This is a genomic window from Halomarina ordinaria (assembly GCF_030553305.1).
Classification (GTDB): Archaea; Halobacteriota; Halobacteria; order Halobacteriales; family Haloarculaceae; genus Halomarina; species Halomarina ordinaria.
In genome coordinates this window covers 294,515-311,655 of record NZ_JARRAH010000001.1, presented here as the reverse complement: position 1 = coordinate 311,655, position 17,141 = coordinate 294,515, and the positions used below count along the sequence as shown (strand labels likewise).

The following is a 17,141-nucleotide window of genomic DNA, read 5'->3' as shown; positions in this document are numbered from 1 at the left end:
CGGATTCGCCTCCCGTCGGTCGAATACGTTCTATCGAAACGTGACCGTCAGGATAACGATACGACTAACGAAGCGCTCGACGGGGGTACGCCGGGGCATGAGTGACGCGCGTAACCTCGTCCTGGTGACGATAGACAGCCTCCGCGCCGACCGCTGCGGGCTTCGCGGCGACGACGGGACGACGATGCCCGCCCTCGCCCGCCTCGCGCGCGAGGGGTTGACCTTCGAGCGGGCCGTCGCCCCCGCGGCCGCGACCAACGGGTCCGCCTACTCCTTCCTGACGGGAAGCTACCCGCTCGACCGGTCGAGCGCCGACTCGCGCGTCGACTCGCTCCGCGCGCACGTTCGGGCGCGCGAGACTCTCGCCCAGCGGCTCTCGCGGCGCGGGTACACGACGGCCGCGTTCACGGCCAACCCGTGGACCTCCCGCTACTTCGACTTCGACGAGGGGTTCGACCACTTCGAGGACTTCATGTCCGACGACGCCAGCGAGTCGTTCATCCGGGACGGCGCGCCGCGCAACGCCGTCGCGGCCGTCCTCGTCCAGGCGCTCAACTGGTGGCAGGGCCAGGACATGTTCATGGCCTGGGAGGCGTTCTACGACGACATCCGCGAGTGGCTTGCGAACGCCCCCGAACCGTACTTCCTGTGGCTCTTCCTCGTCGACCCGCACATGCCCTACCTCCCGCCGAAGGCGTACCGGAGTCAGTCGCTCGCGCGCACCTACGCCGCCAACGCGTGGCTCTACGCCGGCCGCGACATCGACCCCGACTCGCGGGTCCACGACGCGCTCGTGACCGCCTACGACGACACCGTCCGCTACACCGACGCCTTCCTCGACCGCCTCGCCGGCGACGTCGACGACGACCTGCTGGTCGTCCACGCCGACCACGGCGAGGCCTTCGGCGAGCAGGGCCGGTACGGCCACGGCTACGGCCTGCCCGAGTCCATCGCGCACGTCCCCCTCGTCGTCGCCAACGGCCCGACCGGCCGGGTCGAGGCACCCTTCTCGCTGTTCGACATGCCGGACCTCCTCACGCGTCTCGCCACCGACCCGGACGCCGACCCCGCGAGCGAGCACGACGCCCCCTACGCTCGCGCACGGACGAACCACCCCCAGCGCGTCCTCCGCGGCCGCGACTGGAAGTACGTCCGGAGCCCCGTCGAGGAACGCCTCGTCAGCCCCGACGACGACCGGACGCCCATCGACAGTCCGGAACTGCTCGACCTCTGTCGCGCCCTCGTCGACGACTGGGCGGCCGACGACGCGGAGCGCCGGCGACTGACGGACGCTGCCGAGTCGGTCGCCGGGACCGGGCGAGTGTGAGTCAGTCCGTGGCGACCCCCCACGACACGTGGTCCCAGGCCCGTTCGTAGCAGTAGTACGTCGCCGTCTTCACGACGTTCGTCGCGAGGCCGATGCTGAGCGCGTCGCTCACGTCCCCGACGACGAGCCACGCCACCGCCACCGAGACGACCACCATCACCACCCTGTACAGCGCCGTCTTCAGCAGTGCGCGCTCTCGCGCCTGCAGCGGCCGCCGCGTGAGCGAACCGACTCCGACCATGTCCACTGTTGGTGGACCAGCCGCAAAAGTAATCATATATGGCTACTTCCTTGCCGATTAGAAACTATCAATGGTTTCGTCGCGCTCGGCGACGGCGGAGACGGAACCGTCGGGAGGCACGCCCCGGAACGTACTTGTCCGGTGAGACGGACTCCGACTCGTGTTCTCGCACCGCGACCTCGCGTACCTCCTCGCGCTCCCGGTGGGCGGCCTCGCCGCCTTCCTCGCCATCGGTGTGACCGAGGGGAACGTCGCGCTGCTCGCGCTCCCGCTCGGCCTCTGCCTCCCGCTCGCGTATCAACTCCTCGGGTCCGTGGGTGGAACGGACCGGCTCTCGCGGACCGACCGCGCCACCGTCGTCGCGGGGCTGTTCGCGGTCCCGCTGGCCGCGTTCGTCCCGAGTCCGTACGGATTCGTCGCGCTCTTGCTGGTCGGCATCGGCGTCCCACAGGGGTATCGGGTGGTAACGACGAGGAGGGGGGACGAGGGCGTCTGAATCGTCGCCGGAGCGTGTGGGCGGAGATGAAACTCCGCGCGAGTGGATTCGAGAGGAGTGCGCTGACTGGGATGTGGACCCCGGTCGCTCTGCTCACTTCGTTCGCGTCGCTCCCTGATTCAAATCTCTTCGTCCCGCAGATAGTGATTTCCGAGAGGTGACGCGGAGACGGGACTCCGTGTCGGTGGAAATCACAGAAGTGCGCTGACTGGGATTTGAACCCCGGTCGTTCCGCTCGCGGTGTTCGCTTCACTCCCTAATTCAAATCCCGCCGTATCGACTGCACTCGAATCCGAGAGATGCGCGGAGATGAAACTCCGCGCGAGTGGATTCGAGAGGAGTGCGCTGACTGGGATTTGAACCCAGGTTGTGACCATGGCAAGGTCACGTGATACCACTACACTATCAGCGCGTGGTGTGGTGCTTCGACTGCAACCAATCGTGGGCAGGGGACGGATAAAAACGTACCGGAGTCCCTCGGGGTGTGTGACTCTCAGCCGTGAGACGCTGCTGCACCGAAAACGGTCATGAGAGGCGGTCTCAGGGCTGTGGGGAAACGCTACCCTTTTAGGACTCGGCTGGGTACGACCGGCACAGTCTCGTGCACAGCGAGGAAGCGTACCGGCATGACACGTACCGTACTCGTGCCGTCTTCGCTCGTCCGGGAATCCCGCGACAAACGGGAAGCGACCCGTAAGCTGGGATACGTCGCCCGCGCGGCGACGGTCTTCCGGACCGACCGCCTCGTCGTCTACCCCGACCGTTCGGGGGAGCGCCGATGGGGTGGCGGGTTCGTCCGCACCGTGCTGGCCTACGCGGCCACACCACCCTACCTCCGAAAGGAGGCCTGGGGGCGGCGCGACGAACTGGAGTACGTCGGCGTGCTGCCGCCGCTCCGCGCCGTGACACAGACCGGCTCCGGATCCGACGATTCGGGGTCGTTAAGACAGGGAATCGTGACCGAGGTCGGATCTGACGGGCGCGTTCGGGTCAATTGCGGTATGCAACACCCACTCTCGCTGGTCGTACCGCCGGAGACGGCGGTCGAACAGGGGGAACGCGTAACCATCAGGGTCTCTTCGCGACGGCCACTCCGCGCTCGCATCGTCGACGCCCCACTTCCGGGGCTGGCGGTCGAGGCGACGGAGCTCGATACGGCGCTCTCGCGCCCCGACGCCGGCGTCCGCATCGCCGCGTCGCGCCACGGTGAGGAACTGAGCGTCGCGCGACTGGGCGAACTCGCCCCGCGCGTACGTGACGGGTACACCGTGGTGTTCGGGGCACCGGAACGTGGCCTCCCGGAGATACTGGGGGTCGAGCCCCCGCGGCCCGACCCCCGCGACGACATCGACGCCGTCACAGACGGCGACTCGCGGTCCGCCGAACCGGACGCCCACGACCGGTTCGACCTCTGGCTCAATACGGTTCCGCATCAGGGCAGCGACGTCGTCCGAACGGAGGAAGCGATGTTCGCGACGCTCGCCTGCCTCAACCTCGAATAACAATGCCACAACCAAGCAGACCACGAAAAGGCTCGATGGGCTTCAGCCCACGCGTCCGTGCGTCGAGCGAGGTGCCCCGTATCAGCACCTGGCCCGACGACGACGGCCAGCCCGGGCTCCAGGGCTTCGCCGGCTACAAGGCCGGGATGTCCCACGTCGTGCTCGTCAACGACGAGCCCAACTCGCCGCGGGAGGGGATGGAGGAGACCGTTCCTGTCACGGTCGTCGAAACCCCGCCCATGCACGCGGTCGCGGTCCGAGCCTACGAAGACACCGCATACGGCCTCCGCCCGCTCACCGAAGTCTGGACCGACGAGTTCCACGAGGACCTCGGCCGGGCCATCGACCTCCCCGAGCAGGGCGACGGCCAGGAACAGCTCGTTCGTGACGCCCTGGAGTCCGGCGACCTCGGCGACGTGCGCGTCATCACGCACACGACGCCGGGCGCGCTCCCGGGCCTCCCGAAGAAGAAACCCGACGTGATGGAGACGCGCGTCGGCGGCGGCAGCCTCGAAGACCGCGTCGAGTTCGCGCTCGACCTCGTCGGCGAGGGTGGCGAACACAGCGCCTCGGACGTGTTCCGGGCGGGCGAGTTCGCCGACGTCGCAGGGATTACCCAGGGCAAGGGGACGCAGGGTCCCGTCAAGCGCTGGGGCGTCCAGAAGCGCAAGGGGAAGCACGCCCGTCAGGGCTGGCGGCGCCGCATCGGTAACCTCGGCCCGTGGAACCCCTCGCGCGTGCGCTCGACGGTCCCCCAGCAGGGGCAGACCGGCTACCACCAGCGCACCGAACTGAACAAACGCATCCTCGCCCTCGGCGACGAGGAGGTGACGCCCGACGGCGGCTTCGTCAACTACGGCGACGTCGGCGGCGAGTACATGCTCGTCAAGGGGTCGCTTCCCGGTCCGAAGAAGCGCGTCCTGCGCTTCCGACCCGCCGTCCGACCGAGCGAGAAACCCCGCCTCGACCCCGAGGTGCGGTACGTCTCTACCAAGTCTAACCAAGGATGAAGGCCACAGTACGCGACCTGGACGGCGGGGACGCGGGGGAACTCGACCTGCCGGAGGTCTTCGAGACCCCCTACCGACCCGACCTCATCGGTCGGGCCGTTCGCGCCGCCCAGGCGAACCGAACCCAGGACTACGGCGCCGACGAGTACGCCGGGATGCGAACCCCGGCGGAGTCGTTCGGCTCCGGGCGCGGCATGGCCCACGTGCCGCGACAGAACGGCGTCGGACGCCGCGTTCCCCAGGCCGTCAGCGGGCGCCGCGCGCACCCGCCGAAGGCCGAGAAGGACCGCGGTGAGAAGATAAACAAGAAGGAGCGCAAGCTCGCCACCCGCTCGGCGCTCGCCGCCACGACGGACGCGGACCTCGTCCGCGAACGGGGCCACCGGTTCGACGACGGCGTCGACCTGCCCCTCGTCGTCAGCGACGACTTCGAGGACCTCGTGAAGACGAAGGAGGTCGTCGACGTGCTGGAGGCGCTCGGCGTCGCCGACGACATCGAGCGAGCGGACGCGGGCAAGACGGTCCGCGGCGGTCGCGGGACGACCCGCGGGCGCAAGTACAAGCGCCCGAAGTCGGTCCTCTTCGTGACCGCCGGCGAGCCCTCGAAGGCCGCCCGCAACCTCGCAGGGGCCGACGTGGCCACCGCCCGCGAGGTCAACGCGGAGGACCTCGCCCCCGGCACACACGCCGGTCGGCTCACCGTCTTCACCGAGAGCGCTATCGAGGAGGTCGCAGACAGATGAGTACGCGAGCACGCTCCGCGCGCTCCCTACTCATCGCTTTCACCAGAGGTGAGAACCGATGAGCGTAATCAAGTACCCGAACGTCACGGAGAAGGCGATGAACGAGATGGACTTCCAGAACAAACTGGAGTTCGTCGTCGACGCGGACGCCTCGAAGCCCGAGATCAAGTCGGCGCTCGAAGAGCAGTTCGACATCGCCATCGACGACGTCAACACGCAGATAACGCCCGACGGAAACAAGAAGGCCACCGTGCGTCTGTCCGAGGACGACGACGCACAGGAGGTCGCCTCCCGTATCGGGGTGTTCTGAGATGGGACGCAGGATTCAGGGGCAGCGACGCGGGCGCGGCACGCCGACGTTCCGCGCGCCGTCGCACCGCTACAAGGCGAAGCTCGACCACCGCGCCGTCGAGGACGGCGACGTCGTCCGCGGCGAGGTCGTCGACATCGAACACGACCCCGCCCGCTCGGCGCCCGTCGCGGCCGTCGAGTTCGAGGACGGCGACCAGCGCCTCGTGCTCGCGCCCGAGGGCGTCGCCGTCGGCGACGAGATTCAGGTCGGCGTCAGCGCCGAGATCGCCCCCGGCAACACGCTCCCGCTGCGGGAGATTCCCGAGGGCGTCCCGGTCTGCAACGTCGAACGGCAGGCCGGCGACGGCGGCAAGTTCGCCCGCTCGTCGGGCGTGAACGCGACGCTGCTGACCCACGACCGGAAGGCGGCCGTCGTCCAGCTGCCGAGTGGCGAGATCCGCCGCCTCTCGCCAGACTGCCGCGCCACCATCGGCGTGGTCGCCGGTGGCGGGCGGACGGAGAAGCCGTTCGTGAAGGCCGGGAACAAGTACCACAAGATGCGCGCCCGCGGGACGAAGTGGCCGCGCGTCCGTGGTGTGGCGATGAACGCCGTCGACCACCCGTTCGGTGGCGGCGGCCGCCAGCACCCCGGCCGCCCCAAGAGCGTCTCGCGGCACGCGCCGCCCGGCCGCAAGGTCGGTGACATCGCCAGCCGGAAGACCGGCCGCGGCGGTAACCGAGGGAACAAATGAGCTCAGACTACCAGATCGGTCGCGACAAGGACGAGGAGTTCACGTACCGCGGCCACACGGTCGAGGAACTCCGGGGGATGACCCTCTCGGAGTTCGCGGAACTGCTCCCCGCACGCATGCGGCGAAGCATCGAACGCGGCCTGACCTCGGAGCAGGAGAAACTGCTCGAGAAGGCCGACAAGCGCGACGACGACGAGTCGGCGAACAACCCGATTCGGACGCACCAGCGGGACATGCCGATCGTCCCGGCGTTCGTCGGCAAGACGTTCGCCGTCTACAGCGGCCAGGAGTTCGAGCGCGTCCTGGTAGAGCCCGAGATGCTCGGGCACTACCTGGGCGAGTTCGTCCTCACGCGCACGTCGGTCGAACACGGCCAGGCGGGCATCGGGGCGACGCGCTCGTCGAAGTTCGTCCCCCTGAAGTAAACGAACCATGGGAATCAGCTACAGTGTCGACGCGGACCCGGAGACCACGGCGAAAGCCATGCTCCGAGAGCGTCACATGAGCCACAAGCACAGCAAGGAGATCGCCCGCGCGATCAAGGGCATGACCGCCGGCGACGCGCAGGCGTACCTGCAGGACGTGCTCGACGAGAAGCGCTCCGTCCCGTTCAAGTCCCACAACTCCGGCGTCGGTCACCGAAAGGACATCTCCGGGTGGGACGCGGGTCGCTACCCCCAGAAGGCCACGGAGGCGTTCCTCGACCTCCTCGAGAACGCCGTCTCCAACGCGGACCACCAGGGCTTCGACGGTGACACGATGGAGATCATGCACGTCGCCGCCCACAAGGTCGGCGAGTCGCCCGGGCGCAAGCCGCGGGCGTTCGGTCGCGCGACCTCGTGGAACACCCCGCAGGTCGACGTCGAACTCATCCTCGAGGAGGTGGACGACTAATGGCAGACGAACACGAATTCATCGAGAACGGCCTCCAGCGCACGCAGATAGACGAGTTCTTCGGCGACGAACTCGCGCGCGCGGGCTACGGCGGCATGGAAGTCGCCAAGACGCCCATGGGCACGCAGATCATCCTGTGGGCGGAGAAGCCCGGGATGGTCATCGGCAAGGGCGGGAAGAACATCCGGAAGATCACGTCGGAACTCGAGCGTCGCTTCGACCTCGACGACCCGCAGATCGACGTCCAGGAGGTGGACGAACCGGACCTGAACGCCCAGATCGTCGCCGACCGCCTCGCCAACGCGCTCGAGCGCGGTTGGTACTTCCGCAAGGCGGGTCACACGACCATCGACCGCATCATGGACTCGGGCGCGCTGGGCGCCGAGATCGTCCTGAGCGGGAAGGTCACCGGCGCGCGCTCGCGCGTCGAGAAGTTCAACCGGGGGTACATCAAGCACAACGGCGAACCCGCCGAGTCCATCGTGGACCGCGGCGACGGCGTCGCCGTGATGAAGCTCGGTACCATCGGCGTGACGGTGAAGATCATCCCGCCGGAGGCCGAACTCCCCGACGACTTCGAGATCCACGAGGACATCGACGTCTCCGAGTACGTCCTCGAACCCGAGGAGGTCGAGGGCGACGTCGAGGAACTGCTCGAATCCGAGCCCGGCGAGGCCAGCGAACCGGTCGAGACCGGTGTCGAGGCCGACGCCGAGGACGACTCCGAGGCGGACGACGGCAGCGCGCCGGTCGCCGAGGAGGAGGTCGTCGAGGAGGAAGTCCTCGACGAGGAGCAGGAACTCGCCACGCCCGAGGAGGGCGACATCGAGGAGGAACTCGACGACCTCGACGAGGACGTCGAGGCCGAAGCCGAGGACCTGCTCGATGAGATGGAAGCCGAGGAGACGGCCGAAGTCGACGTCGAGGAGACCGTCGAGGGTGACGACGAGAGCGCCGGCGGCGCCGACGAGGCGTCCGACGCGCCCAACACCCCTGACGAGGAAGACGAATCCGACGAGGAGGTCGAGGAGTAATGGCCATCCTCTACACCGAAGAGCTCCGCGACATGACGCCGGCCGAACGGCAGGTCGAACTCGACGAGCTCGAGACGGAACTGCTCAACGCCCGCGCCGTGCAGGCGGCGGGTGGCGCGCCGGACGACCCCGGCCGCATCAAGGAGCTGCGTCGCACCATCGCGCGCATCAAGACGGTGCAGCGCGAGGAAGGCGACCTCGAAGACGAAGCGAGCGAGTAACATGCTGACAGCCGAGACCCTCCCACGACACGAACTCGTCGGCCTGCACGTGCGGGTCGTCGAGTCGACCGACCCCACGCTCGTGGGCGTCGAGGGCGAGGTCGTCATGGAGACGACCAACACGCTCACGGTGGAGGGGGCTCGGCCCGTGCAGGTGCCGAAGGCGGTCGCGACGTTCGAGTTCGCGCTGCCCGCGAGCGGCGACGAGCCGCGAACCGACGACCGCGAGTACGTCGTCGTCGAGGGCGAGCGACTGGTCGCGCGACCGGCCCGACGCACCGAACGCACACGAGGATCACAATGGCAATAGGACTGAACGTTCCGGAACCGGAGGAGACCTGCTCCGACGCGAACTGCCCGTTCCACGGCACCCTCTCGGTGCGCGGGCAGACCGTCGAGGGGCGCGTCGCCTCCACGGACATGGACAAGACCGTCGTCGTCGAGCGGGAGTACGACGTGTTCGTACCGAAGTACGACCGCTACATGAAACGACGCTCGCGCATCCCGGCACACGCGCCGGCCTGCCTCGAGCTGTCGGAAGGCGACACGGTCCGTATCGCAGAGACACGACCGCTCTCGAAGACGAAATCGCACGTCGCGGTGGAAGTCGTCGAGCGGTTCGAGACAGCGAGCGACACCATCAGCACGCCGACCGTCGAGTCGGAGGGTGAGTGACCATGCAGGCACTCACCGCCGACGTGACGCCCGGTCTGGAGAAGGGCTCGCTCATCACGTGCGCCGACAACACCGGCGCGCGCGAGCTCCGAGTCATCTCCGTCTCGGGCTACCACGGCACGAAGAACCGCCACCCCAAGGCCGGCCTCGGTGACAAGGTCACCGTCTCGGTCACGAAGGGGACCCCGGAGATGCGACGACAGGTCCTCGAAGCCGTCGTCGTACGCCAGCGCAAGGCCATCCGCCGTCCCGACGGGACGCGGGTGAAGTTCCAGGACAACGCGGGGGTCATCGTCGACGAGAACGAGGACCCGCGCGGGACGGAGATCAAGGGCCCCATCGCGCAGGAAGTGGCAGAACGCTTCGGCAGCATCGCCAGTACGGCGACGATGATCGTATGACCCGACAACCACGCAAACAGCGAAACCAACGCGCCAACGCGCCGCTCCACGAGCGGCAGAAGCAGGTCCGCGCACCGCTCTCGCCGGAGCTCCGCGACGAGCACGGCCGGCGGAGCGTCCGCGTCAACGTCGGCGACACCGTCGAGGTGCTTCGCGGCGACTTCGCCGGCGAGACCGGCGAGGTGGCCCGCGTCGACCTCCGGGACGCCGTCGTCAACGTCGAGGGCGTCACCATCGAGAAGGCGGACGGGGAGGAAGTCCCCCGGAGCCTCGACGCGAGCAACGTCCGCGTGACCGACCTCGACCTCTCGGACGAGGTGCGCGAGGCGCGACTGACGGAGGACGAAGACGATGAGTAAACACCAGAAACGACTCTCGGTACCGAAGTCGTGGCCGGTCGAGCGCAAGACGGCGACCTTCACCGTGAAGGCGGGCGCGGGCCCGCACGGTGAGGCGGGGGTTCCCCTGCTCGTGCTGCTGCGCGACGTGCTCGGCTACGTCGACTCGAAGAAGGAAGCGCGCTACGCGCTCGACAACGACAGCGTGCTCGTCAACGGCCAGGCGGCCCGCGACGAGCGCCGCCCCATCGGGATGTTCGACATCCTCGGGTTCCCCGAGCGCGACGAGTACTACCGGGTGTTCCCCGGCACGGGCGGTCGGCTCGCGCTGACGGCCATCGCGGCCGACGCGGCCGACTCGAAGCTCGGGAAGGTCGTCGGCAAGCGCACCGTCGCCGGCGGCGACACGCAACTGACGCTGCACGACGGCCAGACGCTGCTGACGGACGACGACGACGTCGCCGGGAAGGACTCGGTCGTCGTCGACAACGAGTCGAAGGACATCGTCGCACACTTCGCCTACGAGGAGGGCGCGCTGGTCACCGCGGTCGACGGCCGCCACGCCGGCGAGATCGGGACGGTCGAGGAGATCACCGTCACCGCCGGGAGCGGTTCGAACACCGTCTCGGTCTCCCAGGAGGAGGGCGAGGGCTTCGAGACCGTCGAGGAGTACGTCGTCGTCATCGACGAGAACTTCACCGACGGGGTGAGTGACGAATGAGCGAGTCGGCCGAGTTCCACGAGATGCGCGAGCCGACCGTCGAGAAGGTCGTCGTGCACATGGGCATCGGCGAGGGCGGACAGCCGCTGGCGAACGCCGAGGACATCCTCGAGGCGGTCACGGGTCAGGAGTCGGTCCGGACGGTCGCCAAGCGGACGGTCCAGGAGTTCAACATCCGCGAGGGCGACCCCATCGGCGCGAAGGTCACCCTCCGGGGCGAGCGCGCCGCCGAGTTCCTCGACACCGCGCTCGAACTCGCCGACATCCGGCGTCGGCAGTTCGACGAGACGGGGAACTTCAGCTTCGGCGTGGACGACCACACCGACTTCCCCAGCCAGGAGTACAACCCGAGCATCGGTATCTACGGGCTGGACGTGACGGTCAACCTCGTCCGTCCCGGCTACCGCGTCCGCAAGCGCGACGCGGTCACCCGGCAGATACCGTCGAAACACCGACTCACCGTCGAGGACGCCATCGAGTTCCTCGAGGCGGAGTTCGACGTCGAGGTGAACTGATATGAGCGAGAGCGAAACCGAACAGGAGACTGGCGAGCACGCCGCGAAGCGAACCGGCCAGCTCGAGACCTGCCAGCGCTGCGAGCGCCAGCAGGGTCTCGTCGGCAAGTACGACATCTGGCTGTGCCGGCAGTGCTTCCGCGAGATCGCCCGTGGAATGGGCTTCAAGAAGTACAGCTAACCATGGTGGACAACGACCCCCTCGCCAGCGCGCTCTCCGGCCTCGACAACGCCGAGCGCGTCGGCCATCTGACGCAGACGGTACAGCCCGCCTCGAACACCATCGGCTCCGTCCTCGAGGTCTTCTACGACCGCGGGTACATCGACGGCTTCCAGTTCGTCGACGACGGGAAAGCCGGCCGGTTCGAGGTCGAACTGAAGGGTGCCATCAACGAATGTGGCCCCGTCAAGCCGCGCTACTCCGCGAAGGCGGACGAGTACGAACGGTGGGAGAAGCGGTTCCTGCCGGCGCGCGACTACGGGGCGCTCGTCGTCACGACGAGCGAGGGCATCATGAGCCACTACGAGGCCCGCGACCAGGGCATCGGTGGCCAAGTCATCGCGTACGTGTACTAATGACCCGAACCGAAATCGAACTACCGGAAGACGTCAGCGCGTCGCTGGACCACCTCGACCTCACCGTCGAGGGACCCAACGGCTCGGTGACTCGCAAGCTGTGGTACCCCGACGTGTCGGTCGCCGTCGAGGACGGCCTCGTCGTCATCGAGAGCGACGAGGAGGACCGAAAGACCAACGCGACGGTCGGTACCTTCGAGAGCCACGTCCGCAACATCGTCCACGGCGTGACCGAGGGCTGGGAGTACGAGATGAAGGTCCTCTACTCTCACTTCCCGATGCAGGTCAACGTCGAGGGCGAGGACGTCGTCATCAACAACTTCCTCGGGGAGAAGGCTCCCCGACGGACGACCGTCCACGGCGACACCGAGGTCCAGGTCGACGGCGAGGAACTCGTCCTCTCCGGGCCGGACAAGGAAGCCGTCGGGCAGACGGCGGCGGACATCGAACAGCTGACCCGCATCAACGACAAGGACAACCGCGTCTTCCAGGACGGGGTATACATCACGTCGAAACCGAACCGAGGTGATGCCTGATGGCAGACGACGAGAACGACCGGAACGACGAGGACGTCGCGGAGCTCACCGACATCTCCGGCGTCGGCGAGGCGAAAGCCGAGTCGCTGCGGGAGGCGGGCTTCGAGACCGTCGAGGACGTCCGGGCCGCGAGCCAGGACGAACTGGCGGAAGCCGACGGCATCGGGAACGCGCTCGCCGCGCGTATCAAGGCCGACGTCGGCGGACTCGAACTCCGCGAGGAGGACGAGACCGAGGCGGAGATCGAAGACGAGACCCCCGAGGCCGAAGCGCCCGCCGAGGAGGACGTCGAGACGGAACTGCAGCCCCGTGGGCTCGCGGAGAAGACGCCCACGCTGGACGAGGAGACCGACCGGCTGCTCGCCCAGCGCAAGCGCGAGGGCACGCCCGCGTTCCGCCGCCAGGACTACCACAAGAAGAAGCGTACGCCAGAGTCGTGGCGACGCCCCCGCGGCGGCCTGTCGAAACAGCGCCGCGGCTTCAAGGGGAAGGGCCCGAAGGTCCACTCCGGCTACCGGACGCCGAAGGCGGTCCGCGGCCTGCACCCGAGCGGCTTCGAGGAGGTCCACGTGCACAACGTCGCGGACCTCGACGGTGTCGACGGCGACACCGAGGCCGTCCGCATCGCCTCCACGGTCGGCGCGCGCAAGCGCGAGCGCATCGAGGAGGAAGCCGAGGACGCCGGCATCCGCGTCCTGAACCCGACGTACGTCGAGGTGGAAGTCAATGACTGACCTGAGCGCACAGAAGCGACTGGCGGCCGACGTCCTCGACGTCGGGAAGAACCGCGTCTGGTTCGACCCCGACGCACACGGCGAGATCGCGGACGCCATCACGCGCGAGGACATCCGCGAACTCGTCTCGCAGGGGACCATCGACACGAAGAGTGACGCGCGCTCGAACTCGCGCGGTCGCGCCCGCGAGCGCAACCGCAAGCGCGCCTACGGCCACCGCAAGGGCCCCGGCTCCCGCAAGGGGAAGTCGGGCGCCCGCGAGGGCAAGAAGAAGAGCTGGATGAGTCGCATTCGCGCCCAGCGCGCGACGCTGCGCGACCTCCGAGACTCGGGCGAACTCGACCGCTCCGAGTACCGCGAGCTGTACGGCATGGCGAGCGGCGGGGAGTTCGACAGCGTGAGTGACCTCGAACGATACGTGGAGAACAACTACTAACAATGGCAACCGGACCACGATACAAAGTGCCGATGCGGCGCCGCCGCGAGGCACGAACGGACTACCATCAGCGGTTGCGCCTGTTGAAATCCGGCAGCGCACGCCTCGTTGCTCGCACGAGCAACAAGCACGCCAGGGCGCAGCTGGTGACTACCAGCGACGAGGGGGACCGCACGCTAGCCAGCGCTCACTCGAGCGACCTCGCCGACTACGGCTGGGAGGCGCCGACGGGGAACCTCCCCGCGGCGTACCTGACCGGCTACCTCGCCGGCCTGCGCGCCGTCGACGAGGGCCTCGACGAGGCGGTACTCGACATCGGCCTCAACACGGCGACGCCCGGCAGCAAGGTGTTCGCCATCCAGGAGGGCGCCATCGACGCCGGCCTCGACGTCCCGCACAACGACGAGGTGTTCGCGGAGTGGGAGCGCACCCGCGGCGAGCACATCGCCGACTACGCGGAGCAGCGCGACGAGCCGCTCTACGGCGGCGACTTCGACGCGAGCACGCTACCTGAGCACTTCGATGACGTACGAGAACGACTGGAGGAAGACCGATGAGTAACGGAAACGGCTGGGAGCCGAAGACGCGACTGGGCCGGATGGTCCTCGACGGCGACGTCACGGACATGGGCCAGGCCCTCGAGACGGGCCTGCCGCTCAAGGAGCCGGAGGTCGTCGACCGTCTGCTTCCCAACCTCGAAGACGACGTGCTGGACATCAACATGGTCCAGCGCATGACCGACTCCGGGCGACGCGTGAAGTTCCGGTGTTCGGTCGTCGTCGGCAACAAGGACGGCTACGTCGGCTACGCGGAGGGTCGCGACGACCAGGTCGGCGGCGCCATCCAGAAGGCCATCGAGGTGGCGAAGCTGAACATCATCGCCGTCCCCCGCGGCTCGGGGTCGTGGGAGGACCGCCCCGGCGGGGTCAACTCCCTGATGCGCCGAACGACCGGCAAGGCCGGCTCCGTGAAGGTGGAGATCATGCCCGCGCCGCGCGGGCTGGGGCTGGCCGCCGCGCCGACCGTCCGCAGCGTCCTGGAACTCGCCGGTATCGAGGACGCGTGGACGAAGTCCCACGGCAACACCCGGACGACGGTCAACCTCGCGAAGGCGACCTACAAGGCACTGGAGAACGTCTCGCAATCTCGGACGCCCCAGCGCGCCCGTGAAGTCCAGCAGGAGGCCCGCTGATGCGGGCGCTCGTGCAGGTCCGCGGCGAGGTCGACATGAGCGCCGGCGTCCGCGACACGATGTCGATGCTCAACCTCGGGCGCGTCAACCACTGTACGTTCGTGCCCGACACCGAGGCCTACCGCGGGATGGTCACGAAGGTCAACGACTGGGTCGCCCACGGCGAACCCTCGGAGGAGGTCGTCGCGACGCTCGTCGCGACGCGCGCCGAACCCGCCGAGGGGAGCGACGACGTGGACGACGAGTGGGTCGCCGACAACACGGACTACGGCAGTATCGACGCGCTGGCCGAGGCCATCGTGGCCGAGGAGACGACGCTGCGCGAGCAGGGTCTCTCGCCGACGCTGCGGCTCCACCCGCCGCGCGGCGGCCACGACGGCATCAAGCACCCCACGAAGGAGGGGGGCCAGCTGGGCAAACACACCACCGAGGGGATCGACGACCTCCTCACCTCGATGCGATAATGACCAGCAAGAAACGCAGACAGCGGGGCTCGCGCACGCACGGCGGCGGCACGCACAAGAACCGACGCGGGGCCGGTAACCGCGGCGGTCGCGGCCGCGCCGGGCGCAACAAACACGAGTTCCACCAGTACGAACCGCTCGGCAAGTACGGCTTCAACCGCCCGGAGAAGGCGAAGGAGACGGTCGTCACCGTCGACCTCCAGAAGCTCGACGAGGACATCGCGCTCCACGTCGAGGAGGGGGTCGCCGAGGAGACCGACGACGGCTACGCCGTCGACGCGCGCGACGTCGCCGAGGACGGCCACAGCGCCGACGCCGTGAAGGTGCTCGGCAACGGCCAGGTGTTCAACACCCTCGACGTCACCGCCGACGCGTTCTCCGACAGCGCCGTCTCCCTCATCGAAGACGAGGGGGGGAGCGCCACCCTCACCGAACGCGGCGAGGCTCGCCACGCCGAAAAGCATACACCCGACGACTCCGGACCGGACGAGTAATGAGTTGGAAGGAGACCGCCGCACCGGTACTCACGCGGATGCCCACAGTGTCCCGTCCGGAGGGACACGTGCCGTTCCGCCGTAAGCTCACGTGGACGGCGGGCGTCCTCGTGTTGTACTTTTTCCTGACGAACGTGCTCATCTGGGGCCTCCAGGGCTCGGGCACCGACGCGTTCGGTCAGTTCCGCACCATCCTCGCCGGAGGACAGGGGAGTATCCTGCAGCTGGGTATCGGTCCCATCGTCACCGCGAGCATCGTCCTGCAGCTGCTGGGCGGTGCGAACCTGCTCGGGTTGGACACGAACGACCCGCGCGACCAGTCCATCTATCAGGGGCTCCAGAAGCTGCTGGTCGTGGTGATGATCTTCCTGACGGGCATCCCGCTGGTGTTCTTCGGGAACTTCCTCCCGGCGAGCCCTCAGCTCGCGGGTGAGCTCGGCACGTCCCTGTTCGCCGTGCAGGTGCTCATCTTCGCGCAAATCGCCGTCGGCGGTCTCCTCATCCTGTTCATGGACGAAGTCATCTCGAAGTGGGGTGTCGGGAGCGGCGTCGGGCTGTTCATCATCGCCGGCGTGAGCCAGGCGCTCATCGGCGGGTTCTTCGGCTGGAGCGGGCTCGCCGAGGGTGCCCAGGACGGCTTCTTCGCCACCTGGTTCGGCATCCTCACCGGGCAGGTCCAGACCGGGCCGCTCACGCAGCTGAGCGGCATCGAGTTCCTGCTGTTCGGCGAGGGCGAACTGCTCGCGCTGTTCACGACGCTACTCATCTTCGGCATCGTCGTCTACGCGGAGTCCGTCCGCGTCGAGATCCCACTCAGCCACTCGCGGGTCCGCGGCGCGCGCGGTCGCTTCCCGGTGAAGCTCATCTACGCGAGCGTCCTGCCGATGATCCTCGTCCGCGCGCTGCAGGCGAACATCCAGTTCCTGGGGCGCATCCTCGTCTCGCAGAGCCCGGGCCAGCAGGTCATCACCATCTTCGGCACGGAACTGCCGTGGCTGGGGACGTACACGGCCCAGCAGGGACAGCTCCAGCCGAGCGGCGGGCTGTTCTACTACTTCGCGCCCATCTACTCCCCGCAGGAGTGGATTCCGGCGCTCTCGACACAACCCGTGGACATCTTCATCCGCATCGGGGTCGACCTGACGTTCATGGTCATCGGCGGCGCCATCTTCGCCATCTTCTGGGTCGAGACCACCGGCATGGGGCCGGAGGCGACCGCCCAGCAGATCCAGCGCTCCGGGATGCAGATTCCGGGCTTCCGGAAGAGCCCGGGCGTCATCGAGAAGGTGCTCGAACGCTACATCCCGCAGGTCACCGTCATCGGCGGCGCCCTCGTCGGCCTGCTCGCCGTCGCGGCGAACATGCTCGGCACCATCGGCACCGTCTCCGGGACGGGCCTGCTGCTGACGGTCTCCATCACGTACAAACTGTACGAGGAGATCGCCGAAGAACAGCTCATGGAGATGCACCCCATGATGCGCCAGATGTTCGGCGCGAATAGCTGATAATCTGGAAGGCAGCGGGGTTCTCCCGCACGATTCCGTTTCT

General features: G+C 68.0%; 28 protein-coding genes and 1 tRNA gene. 27 read left to right on the top strand and 2 right to left on the bottom strand.

The annotated features are described in order from the left end of the window. Nucleotides 1–97: 97 nt before the first annotated feature. Nucleotides 98–1,327 (top strand): sulfatase, encoded by a 1,230-nt coding sequence (locus tag P1Y20_RS01670; protein WP_304446921.1) that lies wholly within the window; start codon nt 98–100, stop codon nt 1,325–1,327. A 1-nt stretch (nt 1,328) separates the two neighbouring features. Here P1Y20_RS01670 and P1Y20_RS01665 read toward each other — a convergent pair whose 3' ends face one another. Next, entirely contained in the window at nt 1,329–1,568 is a 240-nt protein-coding gene (locus P1Y20_RS01665) for a DUF2061 domain-containing protein (protein WP_304446920.1), read from the bottom strand. Nucleotides 1,569–1,728: 160 nt separating this feature from the next. Here P1Y20_RS01665 and P1Y20_RS01660 point away from each other — a divergent pair, with 160 nt between their 5' ends. Continuing rightward, nucleotides 1,729–2,064 (top strand): hypothetical protein, encoded by a 336-nt coding sequence (locus tag P1Y20_RS01660; RefSeq protein ID WP_304446919.1) that lies wholly within the window; start codon nt 1,729–1,731, stop codon nt 2,062–2,064. A gap of 341 nt (nt 2,065–2,405) precedes the next feature. Here the strand turns inward: P1Y20_RS01660 and P1Y20_RS01655 are convergent. Next, nucleotides 2,406–2,476 (bottom strand) — tRNA-Gly (locus P1Y20_RS01655). Nucleotides 2,477–2,690: 214 nt separating this feature from the next. Between P1Y20_RS01655 and P1Y20_RS01650 the strand changes: the two genes are divergently transcribed. The 25 genes from P1Y20_RS01650 to secY are packed head-to-tail and all read left to right on the top strand — an operon-like array spanning nt 2,691 to nt 17,098. After that, on the top strand, nt 2,691–3,566 hold the full coding sequence (locus P1Y20_RS01650; RefSeq protein ID WP_304446918.1) for a putative RNA uridine N3 methyltransferase: 876 nt from the start codon (nt 2,691–2,693) through the stop codon (nt 3,564–3,566). 2 nt (nt 3,567–3,568) lie between these two features. Continuing rightward, nucleotides 3,569–4,576 (top strand): 50S ribosomal protein L3, encoded by a 1,008-nt coding sequence (locus tag P1Y20_RS01645; RefSeq protein ID WP_304446917.1) that lies wholly within the window; start codon nt 3,569–3,571, stop codon nt 4,574–4,576. After that, nucleotides 4,573–5,319 carry a 50S ribosomal protein L4 gene (rpl4p, locus tag P1Y20_RS01640; RefSeq protein ID WP_304446916.1) on the top strand — a complete coding sequence of 249 codons (747 nt, stop codon included), beginning with the start codon at nt 4,573–4,575 and terminating at the stop codon, nt 5,317–5,319. Before P1Y20_RS01645 ends, rpl4p begins: the two co-directional genes overlap by 4 nt. Before the next feature lie 58 nt (nt 5,320–5,377). Next, nucleotides 5,378–5,629 (top strand): 50S ribosomal protein L23, encoded by a 252-nt coding sequence (locus P1Y20_RS01635; protein WP_304446915.1) that lies wholly within the window; start codon nt 5,378–5,380, stop codon nt 5,627–5,629. Nucleotide 5,630: 1 nt separating this feature from the next. Further along, nucleotides 5,631–6,362, top strand: coding sequence for a 50S ribosomal protein L2 (locus tag P1Y20_RS01630; protein ID WP_304446914.1), 732 nt, complete (start codon nt 5,631–5,633; stop codon nt 6,360–6,362). Beyond that, nucleotides 6,359–6,787 carry a 30S ribosomal protein S19 gene (locus P1Y20_RS01625; RefSeq protein WP_304446913.1) on the top strand — a complete coding sequence of 143 codons (429 nt, stop codon included), beginning with the start codon at nt 6,359–6,361 and terminating at the stop codon, nt 6,785–6,787. Before P1Y20_RS01630 ends, P1Y20_RS01625 begins: the two co-directional genes overlap by 4 nt. Nucleotides 6,788–6,794: 7 nt before the next feature. Next, nucleotides 6,795–7,256 (top strand): 50S ribosomal protein L22, encoded by a 462-nt coding sequence (locus P1Y20_RS01620; protein ID WP_304446912.1) that lies wholly within the window; start codon nt 6,795–6,797, stop codon nt 7,254–7,256. Beyond that, on the top strand, nt 7,256–8,290 hold the full coding sequence (locus tag P1Y20_RS01615; protein WP_304446911.1) for a 30S ribosomal protein S3: 1,035 nt from the start codon (nt 7,256–7,258) through the stop codon (nt 8,288–8,290). Before P1Y20_RS01620 ends, P1Y20_RS01615 begins: the two co-directional genes overlap by 1 nt. Then, nucleotides 8,290–8,511 (top strand): 50S ribosomal protein L29, encoded by a 222-nt coding sequence (gene rpmC / locus P1Y20_RS01610; RefSeq protein ID WP_304446910.1) that lies wholly within the window; start codon nt 8,290–8,292, stop codon nt 8,509–8,511. The genes P1Y20_RS01615 and rpmC overlap by 1 nt, the downstream gene beginning before the upstream one ends. 1 nt (nt 8,512) lies before the next feature. Further along, nucleotides 8,513–8,821 carry a ribonuclease P protein component 1 gene (locus tag P1Y20_RS01605; protein ID WP_304446909.1) on the top strand — a complete coding sequence of 103 codons (309 nt, stop codon included), beginning with the start codon at nt 8,513–8,515 and terminating at the stop codon, nt 8,819–8,821. Then, nucleotides 8,812–9,186: a 30S ribosomal protein S17 gene (locus P1Y20_RS01600; protein ID WP_304446908.1), complete on the top strand. Its 375-nt coding sequence runs from the start codon at nt 8,812–8,814 to the stop codon at nt 9,184–9,186. The genes P1Y20_RS01605 and P1Y20_RS01600 overlap by 10 nt, the downstream gene beginning before the upstream one ends. A 2-nt stretch (nt 9,187–9,188) precedes the next feature. Then, nucleotides 9,189–9,587 carry a 50S ribosomal protein L14 gene (locus P1Y20_RS01595; protein WP_304446907.1) on the top strand — a complete coding sequence of 133 codons (399 nt, stop codon included), beginning with the start codon at nt 9,189–9,191 and terminating at the stop codon, nt 9,585–9,587. Beyond that, complete coding sequence (gene rplX, locus P1Y20_RS01590) at nt 9,584–9,946, top strand: 50S ribosomal protein L24 (protein ID WP_304446906.1); 363 nt, start codon at nt 9,584–9,586, stop codon at nt 9,944–9,946. Before P1Y20_RS01595 ends, rplX begins: the two co-directional genes overlap by 4 nt. After that, entirely contained in the window at nt 9,939–10,646 is a 708-nt protein-coding gene (locus tag P1Y20_RS01585) for a 30S ribosomal protein S4e (protein ID WP_304446905.1), read from the top strand. The genes rplX and P1Y20_RS01585 overlap by 8 nt, the downstream gene beginning before the upstream one ends. Continuing rightward, on the top strand, nt 10,643–11,161 hold the full coding sequence (locus tag P1Y20_RS01580) for a 50S ribosomal protein L5 (protein ID WP_304446904.1): 519 nt from the start codon (nt 10,643–10,645) through the stop codon (nt 11,159–11,161). Before P1Y20_RS01585 ends, P1Y20_RS01580 begins: the two co-directional genes overlap by 4 nt. A gap of 1 nt (nt 11,162) precedes the next feature. Next, a complete protein-coding gene (locus P1Y20_RS01575; protein ID WP_304446903.1) occupies nt 11,163–11,342 on the top strand; it encodes a 30S ribosomal protein S14 in 180 nt (59 codons plus the stop codon). A gap of 2 nt (nt 11,343–11,344) precedes the next feature. Further along, entirely contained in the window at nt 11,345–11,737 is a 393-nt protein-coding gene (locus tag P1Y20_RS01570; protein ID WP_304446902.1) for a 30S ribosomal protein S8, read from the top strand. Further along, nucleotides 11,737–12,273 carry a 50S ribosomal protein L6 gene (locus P1Y20_RS01565; RefSeq protein WP_304446901.1) on the top strand — a complete coding sequence of 179 codons (537 nt, stop codon included), beginning with the start codon at nt 11,737–11,739 and terminating at the stop codon, nt 12,271–12,273. The genes P1Y20_RS01570 and P1Y20_RS01565 overlap by 1 nt, the downstream gene beginning before the upstream one ends. Then, a complete protein-coding gene (locus P1Y20_RS01560; protein ID WP_304446900.1) occupies nt 12,273–13,007 on the top strand; it encodes a 50S ribosomal protein L32e in 735 nt (244 codons plus the stop codon). The genes P1Y20_RS01565 and P1Y20_RS01560 overlap by 1 nt, the downstream gene beginning before the upstream one ends. Next, nucleotides 13,000–13,443: a 50S ribosomal protein L19e gene (locus P1Y20_RS01555; RefSeq protein ID WP_304446899.1), complete on the top strand. Its 444-nt coding sequence runs from the start codon at nt 13,000–13,002 to the stop codon at nt 13,441–13,443. The genes P1Y20_RS01560 and P1Y20_RS01555 overlap by 8 nt, the downstream gene beginning before the upstream one ends. Nucleotides 13,444–13,445: 2 nt before the next feature. Further along, nucleotides 13,446–14,000, top strand: coding sequence for a 50S ribosomal protein L18 (locus P1Y20_RS01550; RefSeq protein ID WP_304446898.1), 555 nt, complete (start codon nt 13,446–13,448; stop codon nt 13,998–14,000). Further along, a complete protein-coding gene (locus tag P1Y20_RS01545) occupies nt 13,997–14,635 on the top strand; it encodes a 30S ribosomal protein S5 (protein ID WP_304446897.1) in 639 nt (212 codons plus the stop codon). The genes P1Y20_RS01550 and P1Y20_RS01545 overlap by 4 nt, the downstream gene beginning before the upstream one ends. After that, the gene (rpmD, locus tag P1Y20_RS01540) at nt 14,635–15,099 is read left to right on the top strand and encodes a 50S ribosomal protein L30 (protein WP_304446896.1); all 465 of its coding nucleotides are present in this window, start codon (nt 14,635–14,637) and stop codon (nt 15,097–15,099) included. Before P1Y20_RS01545 ends, rpmD begins: the two co-directional genes overlap by 1 nt. Beyond that, nucleotides 15,099–15,593, top strand: coding sequence for an uL15m family ribosomal protein (locus P1Y20_RS01535; RefSeq protein WP_304446895.1), 495 nt, complete (start codon nt 15,099–15,101; stop codon nt 15,591–15,593). The genes rpmD and P1Y20_RS01535 overlap by 1 nt, the downstream gene beginning before the upstream one ends. Further along, the gene (gene secY / locus P1Y20_RS01530; protein WP_304446894.1) at nt 15,593–17,098 is read left to right on the top strand and encodes a preprotein translocase subunit SecY; all 1,506 of its coding nucleotides are present in this window, start codon (nt 15,593–15,595) and stop codon (nt 17,096–17,098) included. Before P1Y20_RS01535 ends, secY begins: the two co-directional genes overlap by 1 nt. Nucleotides 17,099–17,141: the final 43 nt, after the last annotated feature.

Bases quoted from the DNA above. Each gene is read 5' to 3' on its own strand.
- P1Y20_RS01670 (WP_304446921.1), top strand. From the start codon at position 98: ATGAGTGACGCGCGTAACCTCGTCCTGGTGACGATAGACAGCCTCCGC.
- P1Y20_RS01665 (WP_304446920.1), bottom strand. From the start codon at position 1,568: ATGGTCGGAGTCGGTTCGCTCACGCGGCGGCCGCTGCAGGCGCGAGAG.
- P1Y20_RS01650 (WP_304446918.1), top strand. From the start codon at position 2,691: ATGACACGTACCGTACTCGTGCCGTCTTCGCTCGTCCGGGAATCCCGC.
- P1Y20_RS01645 (WP_304446917.1), top strand. From the start codon at position 3,569: ATGCCACAACCAAGCAGACCACGAAAAGGCTCGATGGGCTTCAGCCCA.
- rpl4p (WP_304446916.1), top strand. From the start codon at position 4,573: ATGAAGGCCACAGTACGCGACCTGGACGGCGGGGACGCGGGGGAACTC.
- P1Y20_RS01635 (WP_304446915.1), top strand. From the start codon at position 5,378: ATGAGCGTAATCAAGTACCCGAACGTCACGGAGAAGGCGATGAACGAG.
- P1Y20_RS01630 (WP_304446914.1), top strand. From the start codon at position 5,631: ATGGGACGCAGGATTCAGGGGCAGCGACGCGGGCGCGGCACGCCGACG.
- P1Y20_RS01625 (WP_304446913.1), top strand. From the start codon at position 6,359: ATGAGCTCAGACTACCAGATCGGTCGCGACAAGGACGAGGAGTTCACG.
- P1Y20_RS01620 (WP_304446912.1), top strand. From the start codon at position 6,795: ATGGGAATCAGCTACAGTGTCGACGCGGACCCGGAGACCACGGCGAAA.
- P1Y20_RS01615 (WP_304446911.1), top strand. From the start codon at position 7,256: ATGGCAGACGAACACGAATTCATCGAGAACGGCCTCCAGCGCACGCAG.
- rpmC (WP_304446910.1), top strand. From the start codon at position 8,290: ATGGCCATCCTCTACACCGAAGAGCTCCGCGACATGACGCCGGCCGAA.
- P1Y20_RS01605 (WP_304446909.1), top strand. From the start codon at position 8,513: ATGCTGACAGCCGAGACCCTCCCACGACACGAACTCGTCGGCCTGCAC.
- P1Y20_RS01600 (WP_304446908.1), top strand. From the start codon at position 8,812: ATGGCAATAGGACTGAACGTTCCGGAACCGGAGGAGACCTGCTCCGAC.
- P1Y20_RS01595 (WP_304446907.1), top strand. From the start codon at position 9,189: ATGCAGGCACTCACCGCCGACGTGACGCCCGGTCTGGAGAAGGGCTCG.
- rplX (WP_304446906.1), top strand. From the start codon at position 9,584: ATGACCCGACAACCACGCAAACAGCGAAACCAACGCGCCAACGCGCCG.
- P1Y20_RS01585 (WP_304446905.1), top strand. From the start codon at position 9,939: ATGAGTAAACACCAGAAACGACTCTCGGTACCGAAGTCGTGGCCGGTC.
- P1Y20_RS01580 (WP_304446904.1), top strand. From the start codon at position 10,643: ATGAGCGAGTCGGCCGAGTTCCACGAGATGCGCGAGCCGACCGTCGAG.
- P1Y20_RS01575 (WP_304446903.1), top strand. From the start codon at position 11,163: ATGAGCGAGAGCGAAACCGAACAGGAGACTGGCGAGCACGCCGCGAAG.
- P1Y20_RS01570 (WP_304446902.1), top strand. From the start codon at position 11,345: ATGGTGGACAACGACCCCCTCGCCAGCGCGCTCTCCGGCCTCGACAAC.
- P1Y20_RS01565 (WP_304446901.1), top strand. From the start codon at position 11,737: ATGACCCGAACCGAAATCGAACTACCGGAAGACGTCAGCGCGTCGCTG.
- P1Y20_RS01560 (WP_304446900.1), top strand. From the start codon at position 12,273: ATGGCAGACGACGAGAACGACCGGAACGACGAGGACGTCGCGGAGCTC.
- P1Y20_RS01555 (WP_304446899.1), top strand. From the start codon at position 13,000: ATGACTGACCTGAGCGCACAGAAGCGACTGGCGGCCGACGTCCTCGAC.
- P1Y20_RS01550 (WP_304446898.1), top strand. From the start codon at position 13,446: ATGGCAACCGGACCACGATACAAAGTGCCGATGCGGCGCCGCCGCGAG.
- P1Y20_RS01545 (WP_304446897.1), top strand. From the start codon at position 13,997: ATGAGTAACGGAAACGGCTGGGAGCCGAAGACGCGACTGGGCCGGATG.
- rpmD (WP_304446896.1), top strand. From the start codon at position 14,635: ATGCGGGCGCTCGTGCAGGTCCGCGGCGAGGTCGACATGAGCGCCGGC.
- P1Y20_RS01535 (WP_304446895.1), top strand. From the start codon at position 15,099: ATGACCAGCAAGAAACGCAGACAGCGGGGCTCGCGCACGCACGGCGGC.
- secY (WP_304446894.1), top strand. From the start codon at position 15,593: ATGAGTTGGAAGGAGACCGCCGCACCGGTACTCACGCGGATGCCCACA.